The sequence below is a fragment of the Streptomyces sp. NPDC091412 genome, assembly GCF_044756885.1.
Lineage (GTDB): Bacteria > Actinomycetota > Actinomycetes > Streptomycetales > Streptomycetaceae > Streptomyces.
Window position 1 is genome coordinate 504175 of record NZ_JBIVTV010000004.1, and the last position, 24196, is coordinate 528370.

Genomic DNA, 24196 nt, shown 5'->3' on the forward strand with positions numbered 1-24196 from the left:
CCGGGCAAGCCGGCCCGGCCGGCGGATTTCTGAGACCTGTATGAAGCGACTGGGGAGTGGACGCGTGTCCGCAGACAGACAGAGACCGATACGGCGAGCCGTGCTGCTGCGTGCCGCCGTGGCGGCCGCCGTCACCGGCGCGGTGGTGGCGGGCAGCCTGGCCGTCCTGCCGGAGGGCGGTGCAGACACGGGGCGCGACCAGGCCCCGGTCGCCGCCGACCAGCCGGCGCAGACCGAACAGCAGGCCCTGGCCATGGCCAGGAAGAGCGGCAAGAAGTCCGAGGCCGTCGGACTGCGCACCGAGCGCAGGGAGATCTTCGCCGAGCCCGACGGCACCTTCACGGCTCGCGAGTACACCGAACCGGTCCGCACGGTCCGGGACGGCAAGTGGGTGGACATCGATGCCACCCTGGTGAAGCGGGCCGACGGCAGTTGGGGGCCCAGGGCCACCACGGTCGACCTCACCTTCTCCACCGGGCAGGCGGACAGGCCGTTCGTGACGATGCGGCGGGCGGGCCGTGAGTTCGCCCTGACCTGGCCGTACGGCGAACTGCCGGCACCGCGGGTCGAGGGGGACACCGCCACCTACACCGACGCCCTGCCCGGAGTCGACCTGACCGTCCGCGCCGAGCCCGACGGCTTCGGCCACCTGCTGGTGGTCAGGACACCGGAAGCGGCGGCGAACCCGAAGCTGGCCAGGGTCGATCTGGGCCTGACCACGGACGGCCTGAAGGTCACCGAGGACCCCTCCGGCGCGCTCACCGCCGAGGACTCCGCGGTGGGCGGCACCGTGTTCCAGGCCGGAAAGCCCGCCATGTGGGACTCGGCCGCCGTCGCGGAGGCCGCCGCCGGAGCGCAGGGCCCCAAGGCCGTCGCGAAGGCCCTGAAGTCCGCGGCGGCCGGGGCGGACCGGCCCGCCGCGGCCGTCGGGACACAGGAGAACGGCGCGGCGGACCGGACCGACGGCGCCGCCACGGCGGCCCCGGCCGGCGACCCCGGAGCACGCCAGGCACCGAAGGCCGCCCTCGAAGGCCCGGGCGGCGGCGGACGCGTGGCGCCGCTGGACGTCGAGGTCGGCAAGGGCAAACTGAGCCTCATCCCCGACCAGAGCTTCCTCAAGGACGCGGGCACCGTCTTCCCCGTCGTCATCGACCCGATCCAGCGCACCACCTCACGCACCGCGTGGACCGGCGTCATGTCGGGGATGCCGAGCGAGCAGGACTGGAAGTACTCGGGCAGCGCGGGCGTCGGCCGGTGCCCCACCGACTACAGCCCGGTCTCCTGCAACGGAGTCGGCGTCCGCCGTGTGCTGTTCACCATGCCGCTCTCCTACTACAAGGGGAAGCAGATCCTGGGCGCGACCTTCTCCGCCCGGGTCGAGCACATCTACAGCGCCTCTCCGACCGCGGAGCCCATCCGGCTGTACCGGGTCGGCGGCAAGAACCACACGATCACGTCGTCCAGCAACTGGTCCAACACCAAGGACCACTGGGACAGCAACCTGCAGACCGTCGACAAGGCGATCTCCCCGACCTCCTGCTCCAGCCAGGCCAACCTGCACTTCGAGAGCGGGGCGAGCGGCGCGCTGACCAGCCAGATCAAGACGGCCGCCGCCGACGGCTGGACCTCGATGACGCTGGGTCTCAGGGCGGCCGACGAGAACCGCTTCGCCGAGTGGAAGCGGATCTGCGGCAACGCCTACCTGTCGATCCAGTACAACAACCTGCCGCGGCAGATCAAAACGTCCGACATGTTCACCGACCCGGGCGGCCTGTGCAAGTGGGGCTCCGGCCGGCCGTACACCGACGTGCCGCCGAAACTCCAGGCCATCGCGAGCGACCCGGACCACGGCAACGGCCAGACCGACAAGGTGAAGGTCGAGTTCAAGGTGGAGTGGACCGACCCCACCACGAAGGAGGCCAAGTCCTACAGCTACACCACACCGGACTGGCTCTCCCCGACGAGCAGCACCAAGTTCACCCACACCGTCAAGTCGACGATCCCGCAGAACACCGTCGTCTACTGGAGCGCCCGGGCCTACGACGGTGACGGCTACGGCCCGTGGAGCTGGGAGGGCGACCCGGCGCAGCGCTGCGAGTTCATCTACGACAAGACATGGCCGGGCAAGCCGGTCGTCGTGTCCAAGGAGTACCCGTCCGACACCGTCTACCACGACGGCGTGGGCACCTACGGCACCTTCACCTTCGCGCCCAACCCGAACGACTCGGTCCCGGACACCGACGTCGTCAAGTACCTCTACGCCTTCGACGGCACCGCCGACCCGACGACCGCCGTCACCCCGAGCAAGGCCGGCGGCTCCGTCAGCGTGTCGTGGATGCCGACCCGTTCCGGGCGGCACTGGGTCGACGTGGTCGCGGTCGACAAGGCCGCGCACTCCAGCAGCAAGGCCCACTACGAGTTCCTGGTGAGCGAGGGCAAGCCGGTCACCGGCCAGTGGAACCTCGCCGACGAGCCGGGCAGCACGGAGGCCAACGAGGAGAGCGGCCAGTACGCGGCGACCGCGGGCAACGCCGTCACGTTCGGCGTGGACGGTCCCGGCGGGAAGGCGGACAGCGCGGCACACTTCGACGGCACCCCCGAGTCGTACCTCGACACGAACGAGACCGTGCTCGACACCGCCAGGAGCTTCAGCGTCAGCGCCTGGGTACGGCCCACCGCACTGGGCCGTGACATGGCGGTCGTCAGCCAGGACGGCACCGGCGAACCCGGTTTCACCTTCGGCTACGACGCGTCCGCGCAGACCTGGAAGTTCTCCGTCCCGGTCAACGACGTGGACTCGCTCGGCGAGTGGAAGGCCGTCTCCACCGGACTGACCGTGGTCAAGGACCAGTGGGTCCTGTTGACCGGTGTGTACGACGCGCAGAAGAGCGGCGGCCCCGAACTGCGCCTCTACGTCAACAAGGACTCCAAGGGCGTCGCCCAGCGGCGGTCCACCTGGAAGTCGTACGGTCCGCTGCAGATCGGCCGCGCCACGGCCAAGAGCGGCTACCGCGACCACTTCACGGGCGACCTCGCCGAGGTCCGTGTCTTCGACCGGGTCCTGCCGGCGGCCCAGGTCGCCGAGCTGATGACGGTCAAACCCGAACGCAAGGCCTACTGGCAGCTCGACGACGCCACCGGCGGTGCCTCCGCCGAGACCGGCGGCGGCCAGGCGCTCACCCTGGCGGGCGACGCCTCCATCTACCGCCCTGTCGACCCGCTGTTCGACATCGCCGCGCTGGTCGGCGACGGCAACCTGGTGCTGGACGGCGACGGCGACTACGCGTCGACCGCGACCGCCCCGGTCACCGGGAACAGCAGCTTCACCGTGACCGCCCGCGCCCAGCTCTCCTCGCTGGACCCGGAGAAGTCGCAGACGGTGCTGTCGCTGCCGGGCGCGAAGGCCAACCGCGTCCAGGTCCGCTACCAGGCGGCCACCGGCCAGTGGGAACTTGCCGTCGCCACCACCGACGCCGCCGACGCGGAGGTCGTCACCTTCACCGACGACCAGGAACTGCCCGACACCGGCGGCTCGGGCCAGCACCTGGCGGTCGTTTACGACGCCTTCGCCAACTCGGTCCGGCTGTACGTCCAGGGCCAGCTCGTCGCCGGTGCCCACGGCACGAACGACACCCTGTGGTCCGCCACCGGTGGCCTGCAGGTGGGCCGCGCGCTGCGCGGGGCGAGCGAGTACTTCGCCGGCGCCATCGACGAGGTGCGTGTCTACAGCGGGGCGGCCGACCAGGTGGCGGTGCAGCAGATGGCCGCGCTGACGGCGCTGCCCGACATGTGACGCACCACCCCTTCATGTCCCGGGGCGCCGGACGCACTCCGTCCGGCGCCCCGGCCCCTCACGAGCCCGCCGGACCCCCGGGGACGCCGGTGGCTCTCTCCTCCGACCAGGGAGTTGTCCGATGTTATTCCGTGGCCGCTCACTGAGCCGCCGTATGCCCGGACGGGCGGTCGCCGTGACGGTGTTCGGGCTTTCGCTCGCACTGTCCGCGTCGTCGGTCCAGGCTGTGGCGTTCGACGACGGCAACCGGGGCCGCACCAGCCGCCCCGGTGTCCAGGACGACGGGGACCCCGTCAAGGGATTCGCCGCCAAGTCCAAGCCCCGCCCCACCGATCCGGCGCGCGCGGCCGCGGTCAAGGGGCTCGACAGGGCGGTGTGGCCCCGGCAGGGCGGCGCCGAGGTGAGGCTGGGGGCGACCGCGGAAGCGGGCGGCCTGCCGGTCACGGTCCGCGAGACCGGAACCCCCGGCGGTGGCAAGGCCGCCCCCGCTGCCCGCGCCCAGGGCACCGGGGCACCGGGCACGGTGCGCGTCGACGTCCTCGACCCGCGGCGGGCGGCGAAGCTCGGCGCCGGCGCGCTGCTCGGAGTGCGGCGCGCCGACGGCACCGGCCGGGCAGCCAAGGTCCGCCTGACCGTCGACTACTCGAAGTTCGCCGAGGGCTTCGGCGGCTCCTACGCCTCCCGCCTGCAACTCGTCCAGCTGCCGGCCTGCGCGGCGGTCGCCACCCCCGGCAGCGAGGACTGTCCCGAGCAGCCCGAGGTGCTGCCCACGGTGAACGACGTGCGGACCGGTACCGTCTCCGCCGACGTGACCGCCGCCCCGGCCCCCGCCGAGGGCGTCTCCACCATGGCGGCCACGGCGACCTCCCTGGTGGCGGTCGCGGCGGGACCCTCCGGCGCGCAGGGCACATACAGGGCCACCGCCCTTTCCCCGTCAGCCAGTTGGAACGTGTCCACTTCCTCGGGCGCCTTCAACTGGAACTACCCGCTGCGCACGGTCCCGACCCCGGGCGGTCTGGTCCCCACCGTGGGCCTCGGCTACTCCTCCCAGTCGGCGGACGGACGCACCTCGGCCACCAACAACCAGGGCTCCTGGGTCGGCGAGGGCTTCTCGTACGACCCCGGCTACATCGAGCGCCGTTACAAGCCGTGTTCCGACGACGGACACAGCAACTCCGGTGAGCAGTGCTGGGCGTTCGACAACGCCACGATCATGCTCAACGGCATGTCCGGCGAGCTGGTCAAGGACGACACCACGGGTGACTGGCACCTGTCGGCCGACGACGGCACGAAGGTCGAGAAGCTGACCGGCGCCACCAACGGCGACGAGGGCGGCTCGGGCGACAAGGGCGAGCACTGGAAGGTCACCACACCCGAGGGCACCGAGTATTCCTTCGGCCTGAACCGTCTGCCGGGCTGGGCCGCCGGAAACGAGGAGACCAACTCCGTCTGGACGGCACCGGTCTTCGGCGACGACTCCGGTGAGCCCTGCTACAACGCGACCTTCGCGAGCGCTCACTGCCAGCAGGCGTGGCGCTGGAGCCTGGACTACGTCAAGGACACGCACGGCAACGTGATGTCCTACTTCTACGACCGCGAGACCAACTACTACGCGCTCAACGGCAAGACGGACGTCAACGGCACCGCGTACCACCGCGGCGGCTATCTCAAGCGCATCGACTACGGCCAGACGGACGGCAAGGTCTACGCGGCGAAGGCCCCGGCCCGAGTCGTCTTCAACACCGCCGAACGCTGCCTGCCCACCGACGGCTTCGACTGCGCGGAGAGCAAGCGCACCAAGGCGAACGCCGCCCACTGGCCGGACGTCCCGGTCGACCAGGAGTGCAAGTCCGGCACCAAGTGCACCGCCCCCGTCCAGACCTTCTGGACCACCAAGCGGCTGACGTCGATCGTCACGCAGATGCGCAAGGACGCCACGTCCTACACGGACGTGGACGCCTGGACCTTCACCCACCTGTTCACCGACAACGGCGACGACTCCAAGACGCTGTGGCTTTCGAAGATCGAGCACGAGGGCCGCGCGGGCACGGCCGTGAAACTGCCGACCGTGGACCTGTTCGGCGAGCAGCTCGCCAACCGCGTGGACGCGATCGGTGACAACATCGCGCCCTTCCACCGGTTCCGGCTCTCGGCGGTCCTGAGCGAGACCGGCGCCCAGCTCGACGTGAACTACGCGCCCACCGACTGCGCCAAGAGCGCGCTGCCCAAGCCGGGCGAGTCCACCAAGCGCTGCTACCCGGTGAAGTGGGCCCCGCCCGGCTACGTGGACCCGATCACGGACTGGTTCCACAAGTACGTCGTCGCGGCGGTCATCGAGACCGACCGCACCGGCGGCAGCGACTCGATGGTCACCCGCTACACCTACCAGGGCGACGCCGCCTGGCGTAAGGCCAAGCCGGACGGCATCACCGACGACAAGTACCTGACCTGGGGCGGCTGGCAGGGCTACGGCAAGGCCAAGGTCACCAGCGGTACGTCCGACCAGCAGAGCACGCGGGTCGACTACACGTTCCTGCAGGGCATGGACGGCGACAAGGACCCCGCCGGCGGCACCCGCTCGGTGAAGGTCAAGGACTCCACCGGCGCCGAGTACACGGACGCGGAGGAGTTCACCGGCCACGAGCTGGAGACGGCCGCCTACGACGGTGACAAGCTCGTCTCCAAGACGATCCAGACGCCGTGGATGCACTACACGGCCACCCAGACCAGGAGCTGGGGCACCACCCGCGCGGCGATCGTCCGCACGCAGGTCGGCCGAGGCTTCGACCTGAAGTCCGACGGCACCTGGCGCGAGACCAAGTCGACGACGACGTACGACACGGCCAACCGCACCGGTCGGGTCCTGCAGGTCGACGACCAGGGTGATCTGTCCACCACCAAGGACGACAGCTGCACCCGGACCACGTACGCGGACAACACGGCGAAGAACATCCTCTCGCTGCCGGCGCGCAGCGAAGCCGTCTCGGTGCGCTGCTCGGCGACACCCGACCGCAAGACGCAGGTCCTGGCGGACGAGCGCACGTCGTACGACAACGGAGCCTTCGGCGCGGCCCCCGTCAAGGGTGACGCGACCCGGACCGAGCGGCTGACCGCGCACAACGGCACCACGGCGACGTACCAGGTCACCGGCACCACGGCCTACGACTCGTTCGGCCGTCCGACGCTGCAGAAGGACGCCCGGCAGAACCCGACGAGGATCGAGTACAACGAGACCAACGGCCTGCTGACGAAGACGACCTTCACCAACGCGCTCGGTCATGTCACGACCACCGACTACACCCCCGCCTGGGGCATGTCGGCCGGCCAGACCGACCCGAACGGCAAGCGGACGGACCTCGCCTACGACGCGCTGGGCCGCCTGACCTCGGTGTGGCTGCCCGACCGGACCAGCAAGCAGACGCCGAGCATCAAGTACGCGTACAACGTCCGCAAGGACAAGGTCACCTCGATCAAGACGGAGAAGATCGAGAACGACGGCTCCTACGGCGCCGAGTACCAGCTCTACGACAGCCTGCTCAGGCCCCGGCAGATCCAGACCGAGGGCGCGAACGGCACCCGCATGGTCGCCGACACGTTCTACGACGGCACCGGCAACATCAAGAAGACCAACTCCACCTACAACGCGGCGGGCGCCGCGTCCGACGAGCTGCTGCCCGTCCGCAACGGCGAGGTCGGCGCGCAGAGCCTGCTGGAGTACGACGGCCTGAGCCGGACCACGGCCCAGATCTTCGCGGTCGGCGGTGCCGAGCAGTGGCGCACCACGACCAGGTACGACGGCGAGCTGACCCACGTCGACCCGCCGGCCGGCGGTGTGCCCACCACGACGGTCACGGACGGCCAGGGCAACACCTCCGAGATCCGGCACTACCGCGGCTCCTCACCGGGCGCGGGCGTGCCGTACGACTCGACGAAGTACACCTACACGCCCGCGGGCAAGCTGGAGACGGTCACCGACTCCAAGGACAACGTGTGGCGGTACGAGTACGACCAGCTGGGCCGCCAGACGAAGTCCGTCGACCCCGACGCCGGCACGTCGCGCACGGAGTACGACGAACTGGACCGGCCGGTCGCCTCCTGGGACGGCCGGAACAAGAAGACGTCCACGGTCTACGACGGCATCGGCCGGGTCGTGTCGACCTGGCTGGGCGACCCGAACACCGGCACCAAGCTGACCGAGACCAGGTACGACAAGGTGGGCTGGCTTGGCCAGGCCTACGGCTTCCTGAGCTACGTCTCGCCGACGGAGTACTTCGCCACGGCCGTCCAGTCGATGGACGACTTCTACCAGCCGCTGAAGACGGCGTACCAGGTCCCGGCGTCGCAGGGCGACCTGGCCGGCACGTACGTCTTCACCTCGGAGTACAACCGTGACGGCACCCTGCAGTCCACCGGCCTGCCCGCCATCGGCGACCTGCCGGCGGAGGTGCTGACCTACACGTACGACTCCCTGCAGCGCGCGAAGACGATGACGGGCACCACGTCGTACGTCACCAACACCGTCTACTCGAGGAACAGCCGGCTCCAGCAGCTGGAGCTGTTCACGGGCAGCGGCAAGAAGGTCTGGCAGACCTTCGACCACGAGACGGGCACCGACCGGCTGACCCGCTCGGTGGTCGACGTCTACGGCGCGACCGCCCCGGCCAAGGAGTCGAACTACTCCTACGACCAGGCGGGCAACGTCCTGTCCATCGCGGACACGGCGAACTCCGCGTCGCCGGACGTGCAGTGCTTCGCCTACGACAGCCGGCAGCGGCTGGCGGACGCGTGGACGCCGGCGTCGTCGGCGGCCGACGCGGCCGGCACGGGATCGCGTGGGTCCGTCGCGCCGGTGGAGGGCACCGGCCCGAAGGCGTGCGAGAGCGTTCCGGGGGCGAAGGCGCTCGGCGGCCCGGCCCCGTACTGGAAGTCGTACGAGACCGACGCCATCGGCAACCGGGTCTCCGAGACGATCCACGACACCGCCCTGAACGCGGCCAGGAACATCACCCGCGGCTACGAGTACGGCGGCGCGGGCGCCCAGGGCAACGGCCCGCACCAGGTCACGAAGGTGGTGGAGAAGACCCCGACGGGGGACCGGCAGTCGACGTACGAGTACGACGCCTCCGGCAACACCACCAAGCGCACGATCGGAGGAAACACCCAGGTCCTCATTTGGGACGACACCAATGCGCTGAACAAGGTCACCGAGGCGGGCGGCGCGGAGACGAGCTACCTCTACGACGCGTTCGGTAACCGGGTCCAGCGCAAGGACCCTTCCGGCACGACCGTCTACCTGCCCGGCACCGAGCTGAAGCTGTCGGTCGACGGCACGAAGAAGGAGGCCACCCGCTACTACGAGTACGCCGGCCAGACGGTCGCGGTGCGTACCGGCGGCAAGCTGTCCTTCGTCGCCTCCGACCACCACGGCACGGGCGAGCTGGCGATCGACTCCGCCACCGGAGCGATCTCCCAGCGACGCTTCGACCCCTTCGGCGTCGAACGCGGGGAGAAGACCGGCACCTGGCCGGGGGAGAAGGGCTACGTCGGCGGCACGATCGACGCCTCAACCGGGCTGACGCATCTGGGGGCACGGGAGTACGACGCCCAGATCGGCAAGTTCATCTCGGTCGATCCGATCATCGACTACACCCAGCCGCAGCAGATCAACGGCTACGCCTACGCCAACAACTCCCCGGTCACGCACGCGGACCCCAGCGGCATGATCATCCCGGAGTGCTGGGAGGGGCTGATCGAGTGCCGAGGCGGCAAGCCGTACTTCCCCAAGGACCCGGTCGAGAAGGCGCAGTCGGAGAAGGACAAGGCCGCCTCGAACGTGGCCGCGGCGCAACAGCAGCAGGCCTCCGCCAAGCAGCGCATCAAGTCCGCGGGCAAGGCACTGGTCAAGATCGTCCGGGACATCCTCGGCGTCGACGCGGCCCTCGACTGCATCTCCAGCGGTGACGTCGGGGCCTGCGGCGAGACCGTGCTCAACATCGCCGGCAGCTTCGCGGGCGGCCTGGCGGGCAAGATCCTCGCCAAGTACGGCGCCCCGTGGAAGTGGGCGAAGGGCCTCAAGCTCGCCAAGCGGGTCACGGGCCTGGTCAGGGACCTGATCGGCGGCGTCAAGGACCTGTGGAACGCCGGCAAGGCGGTGTCCAAGGCCAGAGCCGGGCTGGCCAAAGCCGCGGACAAGCTGGCAGAGGCCAGGAAGAAGGCGGCGGCGGCCCGCAACAAGAAGGGAGCCGCCGAGGACGTGGGCTCGTGCCCCATCGAGGGCCCGCACAGCTTCCTGCCCAGCACGAAGGTTCTGCTCGCCGGCGGCAAGACCAAGCCGATCGAGAAGGTCCGGCTCGGCGACAGGATCGTCGTCACCGACCCGAAGACGGGGAAGACGACCGTACGCGAGGTCGTCGGCACGATCGTGACCGAGGACGACAAGCACTTCGTCGACCTGACGATCAAGGGCAAGTCCGGCAAGGCCGAAGCCCTGGTCTCCACCACGACCCACCCCTTCTGGGTGGACTCCGAGCAGGCGTGGATCGAGGCCGGCGACCTCGAGCCGGGCATGCGGCTGCACACGGCGGAGGGCGACTCGGTCGACCTCACCAGCGTCCGCGCGTTCGACAAGCGCCAGCGCACGCACGACCTGACGGTCGCGGACGTCCACACGTACTACGTCCTGGCGGACAGCTCGCCGTTGCTCGTGCACAACTGCGGCGAGCGGATCTACGAGGCGGGCGGCAAGCACGGCAGCGAGGCCCGCAGCACCTCCCGCGGTGAGAACAGCCGGGAGCCGACCAACGGTCAGGACGCTCTGGACAACTCTGTGCAGATCAAGGAGACCTCGCCCCGCCGCGTGGGCATCGACCGGACGACCGGCGATACGGTGATCCTCGACCGCACCCGCGAAGTCTCGTGCGGCTGCACCGTGAAGGGTGGCACCAACGAGATCTTCCACGGACACGTACGGACCGACATCAACACCGAGCCGGGCATGGCCAAGGCGAAGAGCGCACTGCGCCGGGGAATCAAGAACGGAGATGTCGAAACTGGTTAGTCACGATGCCGCAGGGCGGGCCGCCGCGGTCGGCTCCGCCGAGTGGCGCGCGGCCCTCACGGCCGACGTCGGAAGCACTGACGTCGGCCGGGCCACCAGGGCGCTGCTCGCGCTCACTTACGACGATCCGGACCGGACGGCCGTCGAGGCACTGCTCCTGAAGTGCCTCGACCCGTCGGACACCACGGTCGATCCCCAGGTCACAGCACTGGCGGTGACCTGCGTCGGCCATGTGGCCAGGCTTCACGGCGCCATCGGCCCCGACCTGCTCGAGCGGGTACGGGACCTGCTTCAGGACCCCGTGCTCGGAGGGCGGGCGGAGGACGCGATGGACGACATCGCTTCCTTCGCCGGGCCTGCGCGGGAAGTGCAGCCCGGGGACGACTGACCGGACGCTGTCCATGGGACCCGGTTTGACCCCTCAAGCCGGGCCCCGTAACCTTGACCGTCGGCGTGTCGCCAGATGCGTCTCATCCCCGTAAACCTCTTCCTCCCGGGAACGGGCCCGCACGGGCCGTGGCCGGGAGAGGCCGTTCGCGCGTGTCGCGGGGCGGCTGGACTGCGGGGATACCGTTCCGAGCGAGAGAGTGAGATCCGCGTGTACGCCATCGTGCGCAGCGGTGGTCGCCAGCACAAGGTTGCTGTCGGCGACATCGTTGAGGTTGACAAGATTTCCACTGCCAAGGTTGGCGACACGGTCGAGCTCTCGACCCTGCTCGTTGTCGACGGCGACGCTGTGACCAGCGACCCGTGGGTGCTGGCCGGCATCAAGGTCCAGGCCGAGGTCGTGGACCACCACAAGGGCCAGAAGATCGACATTCTGCGCTACAAGAACAAGACCGGCTACCGCCGTCGTCAGGGCCACCGCCAGCAGTACACGGCGATCAAGGTCACGTCGATCCCCGCGGCTGCGAAGTAAGGGACTGAGGAGACATGGCACACAAGAAGGGCGCATCGTCCACCCGGAACGGTCGCGACTCCAATGCCCAGCGGCTCGGCGTGAAGCGCTTCGGCGGTCAGGTCGTCAACGCGGGTGAGATCCTGGTCCGCCAGCGCGGCACCCACTTCCACCCGGGCGCCGGCGTCGGCCGTGGCGGCGACGACACGCTGTTCGCGCTGCAGGCCGGTGCGGTGGAGTTCGGCAGCCACCGCGGCCGCAAGGTCGTGAACATCGTTCCGGTCGCCTGATCGGAATTCTTCGCGAGGCGGACCTCACTTCCCCGGCGGGAAGGCGGGTCCGCCTTTCGCGTGTTACGCAGTAACCACATCCGTACATTTGCGCAGTGCTGGAGGCACACACCATGACCACCTTCGTGGACCGCGTCGAACTGCACGTCGCCGCGGGTAACGGAGGCCACGGCTGTGCCTCCGTGCACCGTGAGAAGTTCAAGCCGCTGGGCGGCCCGGACGGCGGCAACGGCGGGCGCGGCGGCGACGTGATCCTCACCGTCGACCAGTCCGTCACGACCCTGCTCGAGTACCACCACTCCCCGCACCGCAAGGCCACCAACGGCAAGCCCGGCGAGGGCGGCAACCGCTCCGGCAAGGACGGCGAGGACCTGGTGCTGGCGGTGCCCGACGGCACGGTGGTCCTGGACAAGCAGGGGAACGTGCTCGCCGACCTGGTCGGCCACGGCACCTCGTTCATCGCCGCGCAGGGCGGCCGGGGCGGCCTGGGCAACGCGTCGCTGGCCTCCGCCCGGCGCAAGGCGCCCGGCTTCGCGCTGCTGGGCGAGCCGGGGGACCTCCAGGACATCGTCCTGGAGCTGAAGACCGTCGCCGACGTGGCGCTGGTCGGCTACCCGAGCGCCGGAAAGTCCTCTCTCATCTCCGTCCTCTCCGCCGCCAAGCCGAAGATCGCCGACTACCCCTTCACCACCCTGGTGCCCAACCTGGGTGTGGTGACGGCCGGTTCGACCGTCTACACCATCGCCGACGTGCCCGGACTCATTCCGGGCGCCAGCCGCGGCAAGGGCCTGGGCCTGGAGTTCCTGCGCCATGTGGAGCGATGCAGCGTGCTCGTGCACGTGCTGGACACGGCGACCCTGGAGTCCGACCGCGACCCGGTCTCCGACCTCGATGTCATCGAGGAGGAGCTGCGGCAGTACGGCGGCCTCGACAACCGCCCCCGCATCGTGGTCCTGAACAAGATCGACGTGCCCGACGGCAAGGACCTCGCCGAGATGGTCCGGCCCGATCTCCAGGCGCGCGGCTACCGCGTCTTCGAGGTGTCGGCGGTGGCGCGCACGGGACTCAAGGAGCTGTCCTACGCGGTCGCCGACCTGGTCGCGACGGCGCGTGCCGCCCGTCCGAAGGAGGAGGCGACCCGGATCGTCATCCGCCCGAAGGCGGTCGACGACACCGGCTTCACCGTCGTCCGCGAGGACGACGGCCTCTTCCGTATCCGCGGCGAGAAGCCCGAACGCTGGGTGCACCAGACCGACTTCAACAACGACGAGGCGGTCGGTTACCTCGCCGACCGGCTCAACCGCCTCGGTGTCGAGGAGGCGTTGATGAAGGCGGGCGCCCGGTCCGGCGACGGCGTCGCCATCGGACCCGAGGACAACGCGGTCGTCTTCGACTGGGAGCCGACGGTCATGGCGGGCGCGGAGATGCTGGGGCGCCGTGGCGAGGACCACCGCTTCGAGGCGCCGCGTCCGGCCGCCCAGCGGCGCCGGAACCGGCAGGCCGAGCGGGACGAGGCGGAGCAGGGGTACGAGGGGTTCGACCCCTTCGCCTCGTAGACCGGCTTCATGGTGCCGGCGCCGGTCGTTCCACCGGTGCCGGCTCCGGCAGCGGCCATGCCATCGCCGACAGGTCGACCCAGCCCGGCAGGGCCTCCATGCGGGGCAGCGACAGGGCCAGCACGCCGCACCGCGAGATCTGCAGGGTGGCCACGTTGACCGTGGACGCCGGCAGGGTCTGCAGCAGGGCGACACCGCGGTGGGTGCGGGCCGGGCTCACCGCCGTGTCCAGCACCGCGCTGACGGGCGTCGTACTGGACGTCCACCGGGATCCGAAGCCGCCGCCGTCGGCGGGGGCGATCGAGCCCGTGAGTTCGACCCGGTCGCCGTTCAGCCGGTAGCGAGGCGGGTCGCCGTGGGCGGTGACGGCGGGATTCAGCGGCAGGTCCCGCCATACGCGGTCGGCCGGCCGAGCGCCCTCGGGCAGCAGGGGCCAGGGGTCCGCGAGCCACTCGCCGAGCCTGCCCGACTTCGCCGCCGCCTGCAGCGCCGCGTCCCTGCGGCCGGTGACGAACTCCCGCAGTACGTCGTCGCGGATGCCCCCGTAGAGCCTGCCCACGTCGGGCAGGAGCGCCGTGACGTCGAGTTCCGGCGGCGCCTCGGAGAGCCTTCTGAGGAAGCCGAGATAGGTGAAGGCGGCGTACCGCTCCATCAACCGCCGCACCCCGGGTCCGTGGCGCGTGCCCACGTCGAGCAGGTGCAGGTTGAGGTCGAGGTGGTCGCGGTAGTTGCCCGCGTTGGCCCGCAGGGAGTCCATGATCGAGGAGCCGTCGCCGCGCTGCCGGTAGAGGTAGACGGAGCGGTCCAGCAGGTTGACGCGGCGCGCGGACAGCAGCGCCGGAACGCTGAACCAGGCGTCCTCGAACAGCACGCCCTCCGGGAAGGACGCCCGGATGCGCCGCAGGAACGGCACGGAGAACAGCTTGTTCCACACGCTCGCCGAGAACACCAGGTCCGGGTACTCGGTGATGTCCTCGACGCACCGGTCGCCGTCTCCGAAGTACCGCTTCCAGCGGCCGTAGGGGCGCAGCGGGACGTTGGTGAAGTCGGCGACGACCATGTCGGCGTCGTTGCCGCGGGCCGAGGCCAGCATCGCGGACAGCCCGTCGGGCACCATCACGTCGTCCGCGTCGGCGAAGGCGACGTGCGCGGCGCGGACCTCGCGCAGCCCGCGGTTGCGGGCCGCCCCGGGACCCGCGTTGGACTGCGTGATCAGCTCGGCCTGCGGATGGCGGTCGGCGAACGCGGCGAGCAGTTCGCGGGTGCCGTCGGTCGATCCGTCGTCGACGAGGATCACCTGGGTCCGGTCGAACCCGTCGAGGGCGGCGACCGAGTCCAGGAAGCGGGGCACGTGCCCGGCCACGTCGAAGCAGGGCACGACGAGCGCGGCGTCGTACGAGGGCTGGTCCGTCACCGAGGGCTCCGTTGCTGGGGGAGGGGCGATGCCTGCGGGCACACGGCCGGGAAAACGCCGATGCCGGTCTCCGACGTGCTCAGGAGACCGGCATCGCGGTGGGTCGAGTGCGGGAGTCAGCCCGTGACGGGGACGGACGCGGTGACCGGCTCCTCCGCTGCCGCTGCCGCTGTGGCGGCCGCGGCGGTACGGCGGTACGAGTCCATGGCGTTCTCGAAGTCGCGGGTCGAGAGCATCAGCTTGTAGATGATGGCGAGTTCGAAGAGCACCAGCAGGACACCGGCCCCGATCGTCACGCCCATGATCGCCCCGGCGAGCGGGCCGATGATGAACACCGCCATCTGGAACTCGATGCCGCTGACCAGGTGGGTGCGGATGCGGTGGCTGATCAGGAGGTCGCGGATGCGGTTGTAGCGCGTGAACCGGCGCACGAACGACTGCTGCGTGACCACCCCGAGGGTGGGGGCGGCGGGCTCCTCGGCGCGCTGGTCGGCCGCGCTCTCCTCCTCGCCGGCCTCCACGGCCTCGTCCTTCGCCTCGGCGGTGATGCGCGCGGCCGCGGCGACGCGGGGCGCGGGCGCCTGGGTCACCTCGGCGACCTCGGCCGCGGCCTGCTGGAGCTTGGTCCGCATGCCCTGGCGGACCTTGTAGATCTGCAGGGCGTCGATGTACCGGAGCATGTCCAGGAAGACGACGGCCAGCGCCAGCCAGATGTACGCGACATTGCCGGTCTGGTGGTACTGGCCGCCCATGAGGGCGACGGCGCAGACCAGGACCCGGATGCGGTCGAAGACGTAGTCCAGCCAGGCGCCGAACTCGGATCCGTTGCCGGTGAGCCGGGCGAGCTTACCGTCCATGCAGTCCAGGATGAAGCTGCAGTGGTACACGACCGCGCCGACGATCAGCCAGAGCCACCCGCCCTGGGCGAAGCAGGCGGCCGCTCCGAGGCCGAGTACGAGCGCGGCCCAGGTGATCTGGTTCGGAGTGACCCTGGTCCACTTGGCGGTCCACCGGACCAGGGGCGTGGCCACCGGGTCGACGAGCAGAACGGTCCACCAGGCGTCCCGCTTCTTCTCAGTGCGGCGGCGCACTTCGGCGAGCGGAGGTATGTCCATGGTCGGCAGGAAGCCCTTTCGGGGTGGCCCTCGGCGAGGCACCGAGGAGCGCGCGGAGTGGTCGGACGTGCCACACGAGGCGGCCGGGGCATGCCGGTGCGCCTTACGTCAAAGGACGTTGGCTTTACCACGGTAATCCAACAGTCAAATGCCATCGTAGGGTGGCCCGGGCGCGGCCAACCATACGCCGTTCGCCAAGGCTTAAGGCAATGCTTGGGCGGCGGTGGTTGCCCCGTTCATCCGAAGCTGTGTCAAGAATCACACGGGACCGGGACATAAGGTGGATGGTGTCTGAATCGTCCCCGATTGGGAGCCGACCGGACGCGCGGGTTAGGCTAATCTGCTCATGAGTCAGCCGCTTCCTTGTGGCACTTGGCTTTTGCCGCTTGGCGCGCCCCCGTGGCGGAGTTCCTCCCGGGGCCCCCTTGTCGTGCGGGCCGAGGTTTGGGCGCCTTCCGGGCCAGTGCCGACGCGAGGGCGTTTGGCGTGGGAGCTGTGATCTCCGACTTTTCAGTCCTTGGTAATGGAGGCGTGATGTTCCCGCGCGTGGACGCTGCACCTGGCATCACCGTCGTCGTCCCCGCGTACAACGCTGCGGCGACCCTCGGCAGAGCCCTCGACTCCCTGGTGGTGCAGACGTGCCAGGACTTCGAGGCCGTGGTCGTCGACGACGCGTCCCAAGATGGTAGCCGGGCCGTCGCGGAGAGTTACGCGGACCGAATTCCGCAGCTGCGGGTCATATCCCGGCAGACCAACAGCGGGGGCGTGGGAGCACCCCGCAATGACGGAATTCGTGCGGCACGCGGCGAATACGTCATGTTCCTGGACTCCGACGACGAACTGCCGGTCAAGGCGTGCGAACTGCTGCTGGAGTCGGCCCGGAACACCGGTGCCGACATCACCGCCGGACGCGCCCACCGGATCAACCTGCAGCGTGACACGACGCAGGTGTGGCAGCCCATGCTCTACGGCGTCGACCGGACCGTGGACGGCATTCGGAACTGGCCGGAGCTGATCAACGACCCCATCGCCGCCGCGAAGTTGTACCGGCGGGACTTCCTGCTCGAGAACGAGATCTTCTTCCCCGAGGGGGTCTTCTACGAGGACACCTTCTTCTCGGCCAAGTCCTACACCCTCGCCTCCGGTATCTCCGTCCTCGCCGAACCGGTCTACCGGTGGGTCTGGGAGGACCCGCAGGACGGCAGCGCCTCGATCACCAACCGGCGCGGGGAGATCCGCAGCATTTCCGACCGGGTGGCGGTGCACCGGCTGGCGGACGGGTTCCTGCGCGATGCCGGCGCCGAGGACATCAAGGTCTACAAGGACGCCCGCTTCATCAGCCACGACGTCCGGCTGTACGCGAAGGAACTCCGCGCGGGCGACGAGCGGTTCCGCACCGCCTTCCTGGACATCGTCTCGGAGTACCTGACCGAGATCGACGAGCGGGCCTACCCGCTGTGCGGCCCGCTGGACCGGGTGCGCGCCTTCTACTTCCGGAACCGGCTGGCGGACGAGGCCCTCACGGTCGCCGACTTCGAGCAGCGCCGCGGCGTCGTCTCCACCGACCTGGTGCGCCGCGGAGACCGCGTGTACTGGTCGGCACGCCATGCCGGCCTGCAGGGGGCGGACGAGTTCCTCGACGTGACCGAACTCGGCCTGCAGGACGAGTCGTTCGAGAACTGCAAGCTGTTCAACCGGGTCACCTCCCTCGCCGTCGACGGCACGACGGTCACGCTCGAGGGCGAGATCCTCAACCAGTTCCAGCGCATCGGAACCGGCGACGAGGTACGGCTGGCGCTGCACGTACGGGCCAAGGACACCGGCGAGCGGACCGTCGTGGAGGTGCCGGACGTCCGGGTGGACGAGTCCCGGATCTCCTATCAGGTCTCGTTCGACCTGGGTTCGGCCGCCGCCGTGCTCTCCTCGCGGAGCCTGGTCAACCTCAACATGCAGGTCCTGTGGAAGGGCCGCAAGCACACCACCGCCCTCTGCGTCCGCGGCAGCGACCTGGCACCGCTCGGTCGTGTGCTGGAGCCCTCCGGTCTGTGGCCGGACATCACGGGCAGCGGCAACCTCGTGTGGCGCCCGGCCGAACCCGCCGACGCCAGGGGGGCGACGCGCAAGGCGCCGGACGCCGGGTACTGGCAGTGGTGGCAGGGGCGCGAGCTGCCGGCGAACGCCGCGGAGCCCGCGGAACCCGCCGCGACCGTCGTGGTGTTCTGCGCCGGATACGGCGACGACGCGCTGCGGGCCGCCCTGAACTCCCTCGCCTGCCAGGAGGAGTTCGGCCGTACCCGGGTGCTCCTGGTCACCGCCGGGACCGGTACGGACGCGCCCGCCGCGGTCGAGTTCGCCGACCGCTACGGCAACGCGAGTCTCGTCCGCACCCCGGACGGCCGCGACGCCCGGGCCTCCCGGCAGGCGGTCCTCGACCGACTGGCAGGTCCGTACGCGGCCTTCATGGACGGATCCGGTGTCCTGGCCGAAGGCGCGCTGGCCGGGCTGCTCGCCGCGGCCGCGGACGACGTCGACGTCGTGGTCGGCGACACCTGGCAGGCCTCCGAGGCGCTGCGCGAGGCCGACGTGTTCCTGCGCGAGTGCTTCGAGGCCGGCGACCGGACCGTCGACGGCCTCGCCGGCGCCCCCGACCTGCTCTTCGCCGCGTCGCCCGGCGGCAAGCTGTTCCGCTGCGACCTGCTGCGCGAGTGCGGCTTCCACGTCGGGGACGGCTGGGACATCGAGCACATCACCCCCGTGGCCACCGCTCTGCTGAGGGCCCGCCGTATCCGCGTGACCGCGGCGCTGGTCTACGGAGTCACCGACGACGCCCGCTCCGGCCTCCCCGCCCGTGACCGGCGGGAGACCGCGCGGAGCCTGCTGGCCCTGCACCAGTCGCTGCTGGACGCCCATGCGGCGGCGGGCCCGGAGCGGTGGGCCGCGCTGCAGCGCTTCGTGGCGGGCAGCTTCCACCCGTACCTGGTCGGCCTGCCCAAGATGATGGTCGGCGAGGAGCTCGAAGCCCTCTACCCGAAGCTGCGGACCCTCTACCGGGACATCCCGGACGACGTCGTCCTGGACTGCGCCGGTCCGAACGCCTCCCTCCTCACGCATCACGCCGTGAGGGCGGGCAACGCCGCGCTCTTCACCCGTCCGTTCGAGGAGCCCCGTTTCCTGCCGGAGCTGTCGGTCGCCGGCCCGGTGCTCTTCCGCAGGACCGAGGGCGACGTGGACGACTCCACGCTGCTGCGCGTCATGTCCCGGTCGGCCCAGGCGGAGTCCGTCCGTCCCGTCGACGGCGCATTGCGCGTCGAGGGGTTCCTGACCCTTGGCGACGTCGACATCTCCGAGGACTTCGGCAACCGGCTGGAGCTCGTGTTCAGCGCGCCCGGCGGCCGGGAACACACCGTACCGGCGCGGCAGGTGTACCGCCGCGACCGCTGGCACGTCCGCAAGCAGCGGGACCTGCACAGCGGCTGGCGGGCCGACCTCGGCCGCGACGAGCTGGCGGCCCTGCACGGCGGCGCGTACTCCCTCGCGGTCCGGCTGCACGGCCCCGGCGGCTTCGTCGACACCCCGGTGACCGCCCGCCCCGCGTTCCACCGCTTCAAGGGTGTGGACCGCATCGGCGCCTTCCGCTACGAGGTGTCGGCGGACACGGAGAACGTGGCCCACGTGCGAGTGGCCCGGCGGCGCTCGGCGGCGGGCACCGCCGACCGGATGCGGCGCCTGGGCCGCGAGACGGGCCGGATCGTCACCCGGCAGCCGGGCTGGCTGCTGCGGCTGCTCTACTGGCTCACCCGCCCCGTGCTCGCCCGCCGCGACATCTGGATCGTCGGCGAGCGCCACGACACCGCGCAGGACAACGGCCACCACTTCTTCCGGTGGGTGCGTCAGAACCACCCCAGGCGCAACGTCTACTACGTCATCGACGCGAAGGCGGCCGATCGCGCGAAGGTCCAGGACTGCGGCAACATCCTCGCGCTCGGCTCGCTCAAGCACCGGCTCTACCTGCTCAACGCGACCCGGCTGATATCGCCGTACGACCTCGAGGCCTACCTCGCGCCGCCCAGCATGGGCAAGCTCAACTACCTGCGCATCTTCGGCGACCTGCTGAAGTACCGCCGGGTGTTCCTTCAGCACGGCGTGACGTACAACGACGTCTCGCAGTCCGCGCACCGGCAGTCCACGAGCGTCGACCTGTTCGTGGCCGTGTCCGAGGACGAGGCCGCCTACATCCGCGAGGAGATGGGCTACCGTCCCGACGAGGTCCAGGCCCTGGGCTTCCCCCGGTTCGACAAGCTGCAGCCCGTCGAGGGCCGGCCCACCGTGCTGCTCATGCCGACGTGGCGGCGCGACATCGTGGTCCCGTCGTACAACCGCAGGCGCCGGCCGCGCGTCCAGTTCCCGGCCTCGGAGTACTTCCGGTTCTTCTCCCGGCTGCTGGAGGACGAGCGGCTGCGGGCCGGGCTGGAACGCTCCGGCGTCCGGCTGGAGTTCTACCCGCACTACGAGATCCGTCCGTACCTGCGCCACTTCAAGGTCGACCACCCCAACATCACCGTCGCCGACCAGACCAAGCGGGGTGTGCAGGAGGCGATGAAGGAGTGCTCGCTCCTCGTCACCGACTACTCGTCCGTCTTCTTCGACGTGGCCTACATGGGCAAGCCCCTCGTCTACGTGCCCTTCGACGAGGACGACTTCTACGGCCAGCACTACCGCCGCGGCTACTTCGACCTGACCCGCGACGGGTTCGGGCCGGTGTCCCGGACGGTGGAGGACGCCGTCGACGAGATCGTCGCGGCCATCGACCGCGGCTTCTCGGTCAGTGACCCGTACGCTCAGCGCGTCGACGACTTCTTCGGTCAGCGCGACACGGAGAACTGCGCACGTGTCTTCCGGGCCATCGACGGCCTGGACGGGCGGCGCGACGGAAAGGGATGACCCAAGCATGTGGATGATCACGGGCGGTGCCGGTTTCATCGGAGCGCACGTCGTGCGCGCGATGACCGAGGGCGACCGGAAGGTCATGGTCTACGACGATCTGTCGACCGGCAGCCGGGACCGGGTGCCCGCCGGGGTACCCCTGGTGGTCGGCAGCGTCCTCGACCGGCCCCGGCTGGAGGCCGCGATCCGCGAGCACGGCGTGACCGGCGTCGTGCACATCGCCGCCAAGAAGCAGGTCGGCGAGTCCGTGGAACACCCCCTGTACTACTACCGGGAGAACGTCACCGGCCTGCAGACCCTGCTGGAGGCGATGACCGGGACCGGCGTCGAGCGGCTGGTCTTCTCCTCCTCCGCGGCCGTGTACGGCATGCCGGACGTCGACCTGGTCACCGAGGAGACCGAGTGCGTCCCGATGAGCCCGTACGGCGAGAGCAAGCTCATCGGCGAGTGGCTGATCAACGCCGCCGCCCGGGCCCACGGCATCCGCAGCGCGTCCCTGCGGTACTTCAACGTCGCCGGTGCCGCGTCCCCGGAACTGTCCGACTCCGGCGTGTTCAACCTGATCCCGATGGTCTTCGAACGCCTTGAGGCCGGCGAGGCGCCGCGGATCTTCGGCGACGACTACGCCACGCCCGACGGCACCTGTGTCCGCGACTACATCCACGTCCAGGACATCGCCTCCGCCCACCTGGCCGCCGCCACACGTCTGGAGACGGCGCCGGCGGGCACCGCTCTGACGCTCAACATCGGGCGTGGCGAGGGAAGTTCGGTCCAGGAGATGGTCGACCGCATCCTGAAGGTCACCGGCCGGGAGGGCACGGTCCCGGAGGTCACCGAACGCCGTCCCGGGGACCCGGCCCGCGTCGTCGCCTCCGCCGACCGCGTCCGCGAGGAACTCGGCTGGTCCGCCCGCCACGGCCTGGACGACATGATCGAGTCCGCCTGGCAGGGCTGGCGCCACCGCCACGCCTGAGGACCGGACCCGGGGGAGGCCCGCATCCGGCGGCCTCCTCCGGCAGACGTGCCGTCGGGCCCGCAGGCCGCCCTTGTCTCCGACCGACCGCCCTGCGCGGCCCCCGGGGCGCACCCGCCCGGGCCGGGTCGTCGGACCGCACCACGCCGCACCCACCCGGGCCGGGTCGTCGGACCGCACCACGCCGCACCCGGCGCACCCGGCCGTACCCGCGGGAACACACGGCGTGCCCGGCGTGCCCCCGGGCGGCGGTCCGCAGGCTGGACCGACGCACGCCGCCCGGTGCCCTTCGCGTAGATTGCCGTGCGAGGCGTCCGGACGTGGACGAGGTGAGGAGTGGGCACGGTGGCAAGGGCAAGGCAAGCCGTGTGCGAGGCCCGCAGGATCGTCGTCAAGGTGGGTTCCTCGTCGCTGACCACCGCGTCGGGCGGCCTGGACGCCGACCGGGTGGACGCGCTGGTGGACGTCCTCGGCAAGAGCCTCAAGGAGGGCGGCCCCGGAAGGGGCTCCGCCGAAGGGGGCGGCGGACGGAAGGAGATCGTCCTCGTCTCCTCCGGTGCCATCGCCGCCGGCCTCGCCCCGCTGGGCCTGCGCCGCCGGCCCCGCGACCTCGCCCGCCAGCAGGCCGCGGCCAGCGTCGGCCAGGGCCTGCTCGTGGCCCGCTACACCGCCTCCTTCGCCCGCTACGGCATCCGTGTCGGCCAGGTCCTGCTGACCGGCGACGACACCAGCCGCCGCGCCCACCACCGCAACGCCTCCCGCACCCTCGACAAGCTGCTCGCGATGGGCGCCCTCCCGGTGGTCAACGAGAACGACACCGTCGCCACCGACGAGATCCGCTTCGGCGACAACGACCGGCTCGCCGCGCTCGTCGCCCACCTGGTCCGCGCCGACCTGCTGGTGCTGCTGTCCGACGTGGACGGGCTCTACGACGGCGACCCGAGCAGGCCGGGCACGTCCCGGCTGGCGGAGGTCCGGGGCCCCGGCGACCTGGAGGGCATCGAGATCGGCAGCGCCGGCAAGGCCGGCGTCGGCACCGGTGGCATGGTCACCAAGGTGGAGGCGGCCCGGATCGCGGCCGCCGCCGGCATCCCCGTGGTGCTCACCAGCGCCGTCCACGCCGCCGACGCCCTGTCCGGCGGCGACACCGGCACCTACTTCCACCCCACCGGCAAGCGCTCCGCGGACCGGCTGCTGTGGTTGCAGCACGCCTCCACCCCGCAGGGCTCGCTCACCCTCGACGACGGTGCGGTCCGCGCGGTCGTCGAGGGCCGCAAGTCGCTGCTGCCGGCCGGGATCGCCGCCGTGGAGGGCGAGTTCACCGCCGGTGACCCGGTCGAGCTGCGCGACGGCGCGGGGCGCGCGGTGGCCCGCGGCCTCGTCAACTTCGACGCCAAGGAGATCCCCCGGCTGATCGGCCACTCCACCCGCGAACTCGCCCGCGAGCTGGGACCGGCGTACGAACGCGAGGTCGTACACAGGGACGATCTGGTGCTCCTGGAGCCGTAATGCGCCGAAACGTCCGACCACCCGGGTGCCGAAGGTGGGGGACGTTCCGTAAAACCGCCCCATGGAGCCGTGCGGCCTGTTCCACTTTGAGGCAGTGACGCATTCCGCATGAGCGGGACCAGCGATACGAGCGAGACGAGCGAGCGCTGCGTGAAGGAGGACGTCGTGAGACGAGTGCGCCCTGGGGCGGCGGCGTCCCGCGGTGGCCTGACGAGCGTGGCGGCCGGAGCCGGCTACGAGGAGCCGCGGGATCTGCCCCGGCTGTGGCACGTCACGCTCAGTGTCTCCGGCGCCCAGGCCCCGCTGAAGGAGGTGCGGCGCGGCCTCGAGCAGCTCGCTCACGACCACCCCTTCCTGCTGACCAGCCGGTACGCGGGCGACCACGCCGAGATCCGCTACTGGGAGGAGGCCCGCGACCTCCACGACGCGGCCGCCGTCGCCCTGCGCCTGTGGGGTGAGCACCGGCAGAGCGCCCGGCTGCCGCCCTGGGAGATCGTCGGCCTCGAGGTCATCGACCGCGAGACCTACCACCAGCGCCTCGCCGAGGGGTACGGAGCGCCGCCGGCGACACCGGTCGGAGTACACCCCTTTTGACCCCGTCTCGCGGTGTGGGATGACCGGTGTCCGCCCCTCGGGGCGCACTACCC

General features: G+C 70.7%; 12 protein-coding genes. 10 read left to right on the forward strand and 2 right to left on the reverse strand.

What is annotated here, in order from left to right; all coding sequences use genetic code 11:
• Positions 1-64: 64 nt before the first annotated feature.
• The 6 genes from ACIQMV_RS13560 (at position 65) to obgE (ending at position 13594) form a co-directional block, all read left to right on the forward strand.
• Positions 65-3793 (forward strand): LamG domain-containing protein, encoded by a 3729-nt coding sequence (locus ACIQMV_RS13560; RefSeq protein ID WP_402592772.1) that lies wholly within the window; start codon positions 65-67, stop codon positions 3791-3793.
• Positions 3794-3914: 121 nt separating this feature from the next.
• Positions 3915-10850 (forward strand): polymorphic toxin-type HINT domain-containing protein, encoded by a 6936-nt coding sequence (locus tag ACIQMV_RS13565; RefSeq protein WP_402592773.1) that lies wholly within the window; start codon positions 3915-3917, stop codon positions 10848-10850.
• Complete coding sequence (locus ACIQMV_RS13570) at positions 10834-11238, forward strand: hypothetical protein (protein ID WP_402592774.1); 405 nt, start codon at positions 10834-10836, stop codon at positions 11236-11238. Before ACIQMV_RS13565 ends, ACIQMV_RS13570 begins: the two co-directional genes overlap by 17 nt.
• Before the next feature lie 210 nt (positions 11239-11448).
• Positions 11449-11769 carry a 50S ribosomal protein L21 gene (gene rplU, locus ACIQMV_RS13575; protein WP_030749991.1) on the forward strand — a complete coding sequence of 107 codons (321 nt, stop codon included), beginning with the start codon at positions 11449-11451 and terminating at the stop codon, positions 11767-11769.
• 14 nt (positions 11770-11783) lie between these two features.
• Positions 11784-12038: a 50S ribosomal protein L27 gene (rpmA, locus tag ACIQMV_RS13580; protein ID WP_061922958.1), complete on the forward strand. Its 255-nt coding sequence runs from the start codon at positions 11784-11786 to the stop codon at positions 12036-12038.
• 113 nt (positions 12039-12151) lie between these two features.
• Positions 12152-13594: a GTPase ObgE gene (obgE, locus tag ACIQMV_RS13585; RefSeq protein ID WP_141366663.1), complete on the forward strand. Its 1443-nt coding sequence runs from the start codon at positions 12152-12154 to the stop codon at positions 13592-13594.
• 7 nt (positions 13595-13601) lie between these two features.
• Here the strand turns inward: obgE and ACIQMV_RS13590 are convergent, their stop codons facing one another.
• The gene (locus ACIQMV_RS13590) at positions 13602-15008 is read right to left on the reverse strand and encodes a glycosyltransferase family 2 protein (RefSeq protein WP_402592775.1); all 1407 of its coding nucleotides are present in this window, start codon (positions 15006-15008) and stop codon (positions 13602-13604) included.
• A 116-nt stretch (positions 15009-15124) separates the two neighbouring features.
• Positions 15125-16123: a CDP-alcohol phosphatidyltransferase family protein gene (locus ACIQMV_RS13595; protein WP_402592776.1), complete on the reverse strand. Its 999-nt coding sequence runs from the start codon at positions 16121-16123 to the stop codon at positions 15125-15127.
• A 546-nt stretch (positions 16124-16669) separates the two neighbouring features.
• Between ACIQMV_RS13595 and ACIQMV_RS13600 the strand changes: the two genes are divergently transcribed.
• From ACIQMV_RS13600 to ACIQMV_RS13615, 4 genes are all read left to right on the forward strand, one after another.
• On the forward strand, positions 16670-21064 hold the full coding sequence (locus tag ACIQMV_RS13600; RefSeq protein ID WP_402592777.1) for a glycosyltransferase: 4395 nt from the start codon (positions 16670-16672) through the stop codon (positions 21062-21064).
• A 7-nt stretch (positions 21065-21071) separates the two neighbouring features.
• On the forward strand, positions 21072-22040 hold the full coding sequence (galE, locus tag ACIQMV_RS13605; RefSeq protein ID WP_402592778.1) for a UDP-glucose 4-epimerase GalE: 969 nt from the start codon (positions 21072-21074) through the stop codon (positions 22038-22040).
• Positions 22041-22385: 345 nt separating this feature from the next.
• Positions 22386-23549, forward strand: coding sequence for a glutamate 5-kinase (proB, locus tag ACIQMV_RS13610; RefSeq protein ID WP_141360983.1), 1164 nt, complete (start codon positions 22386-22388; stop codon positions 23547-23549).
• 174 nt (positions 23550-23723) lie between these two features.
• On the forward strand, positions 23724-24143 hold the full coding sequence (locus ACIQMV_RS13615; RefSeq protein ID WP_373996244.1) for a hypothetical protein: 420 nt from the start codon (positions 23724-23726) through the stop codon (positions 24141-24143).
• The last annotated feature ends 53 nt before the right edge of the window (positions 24144-24196 follow it).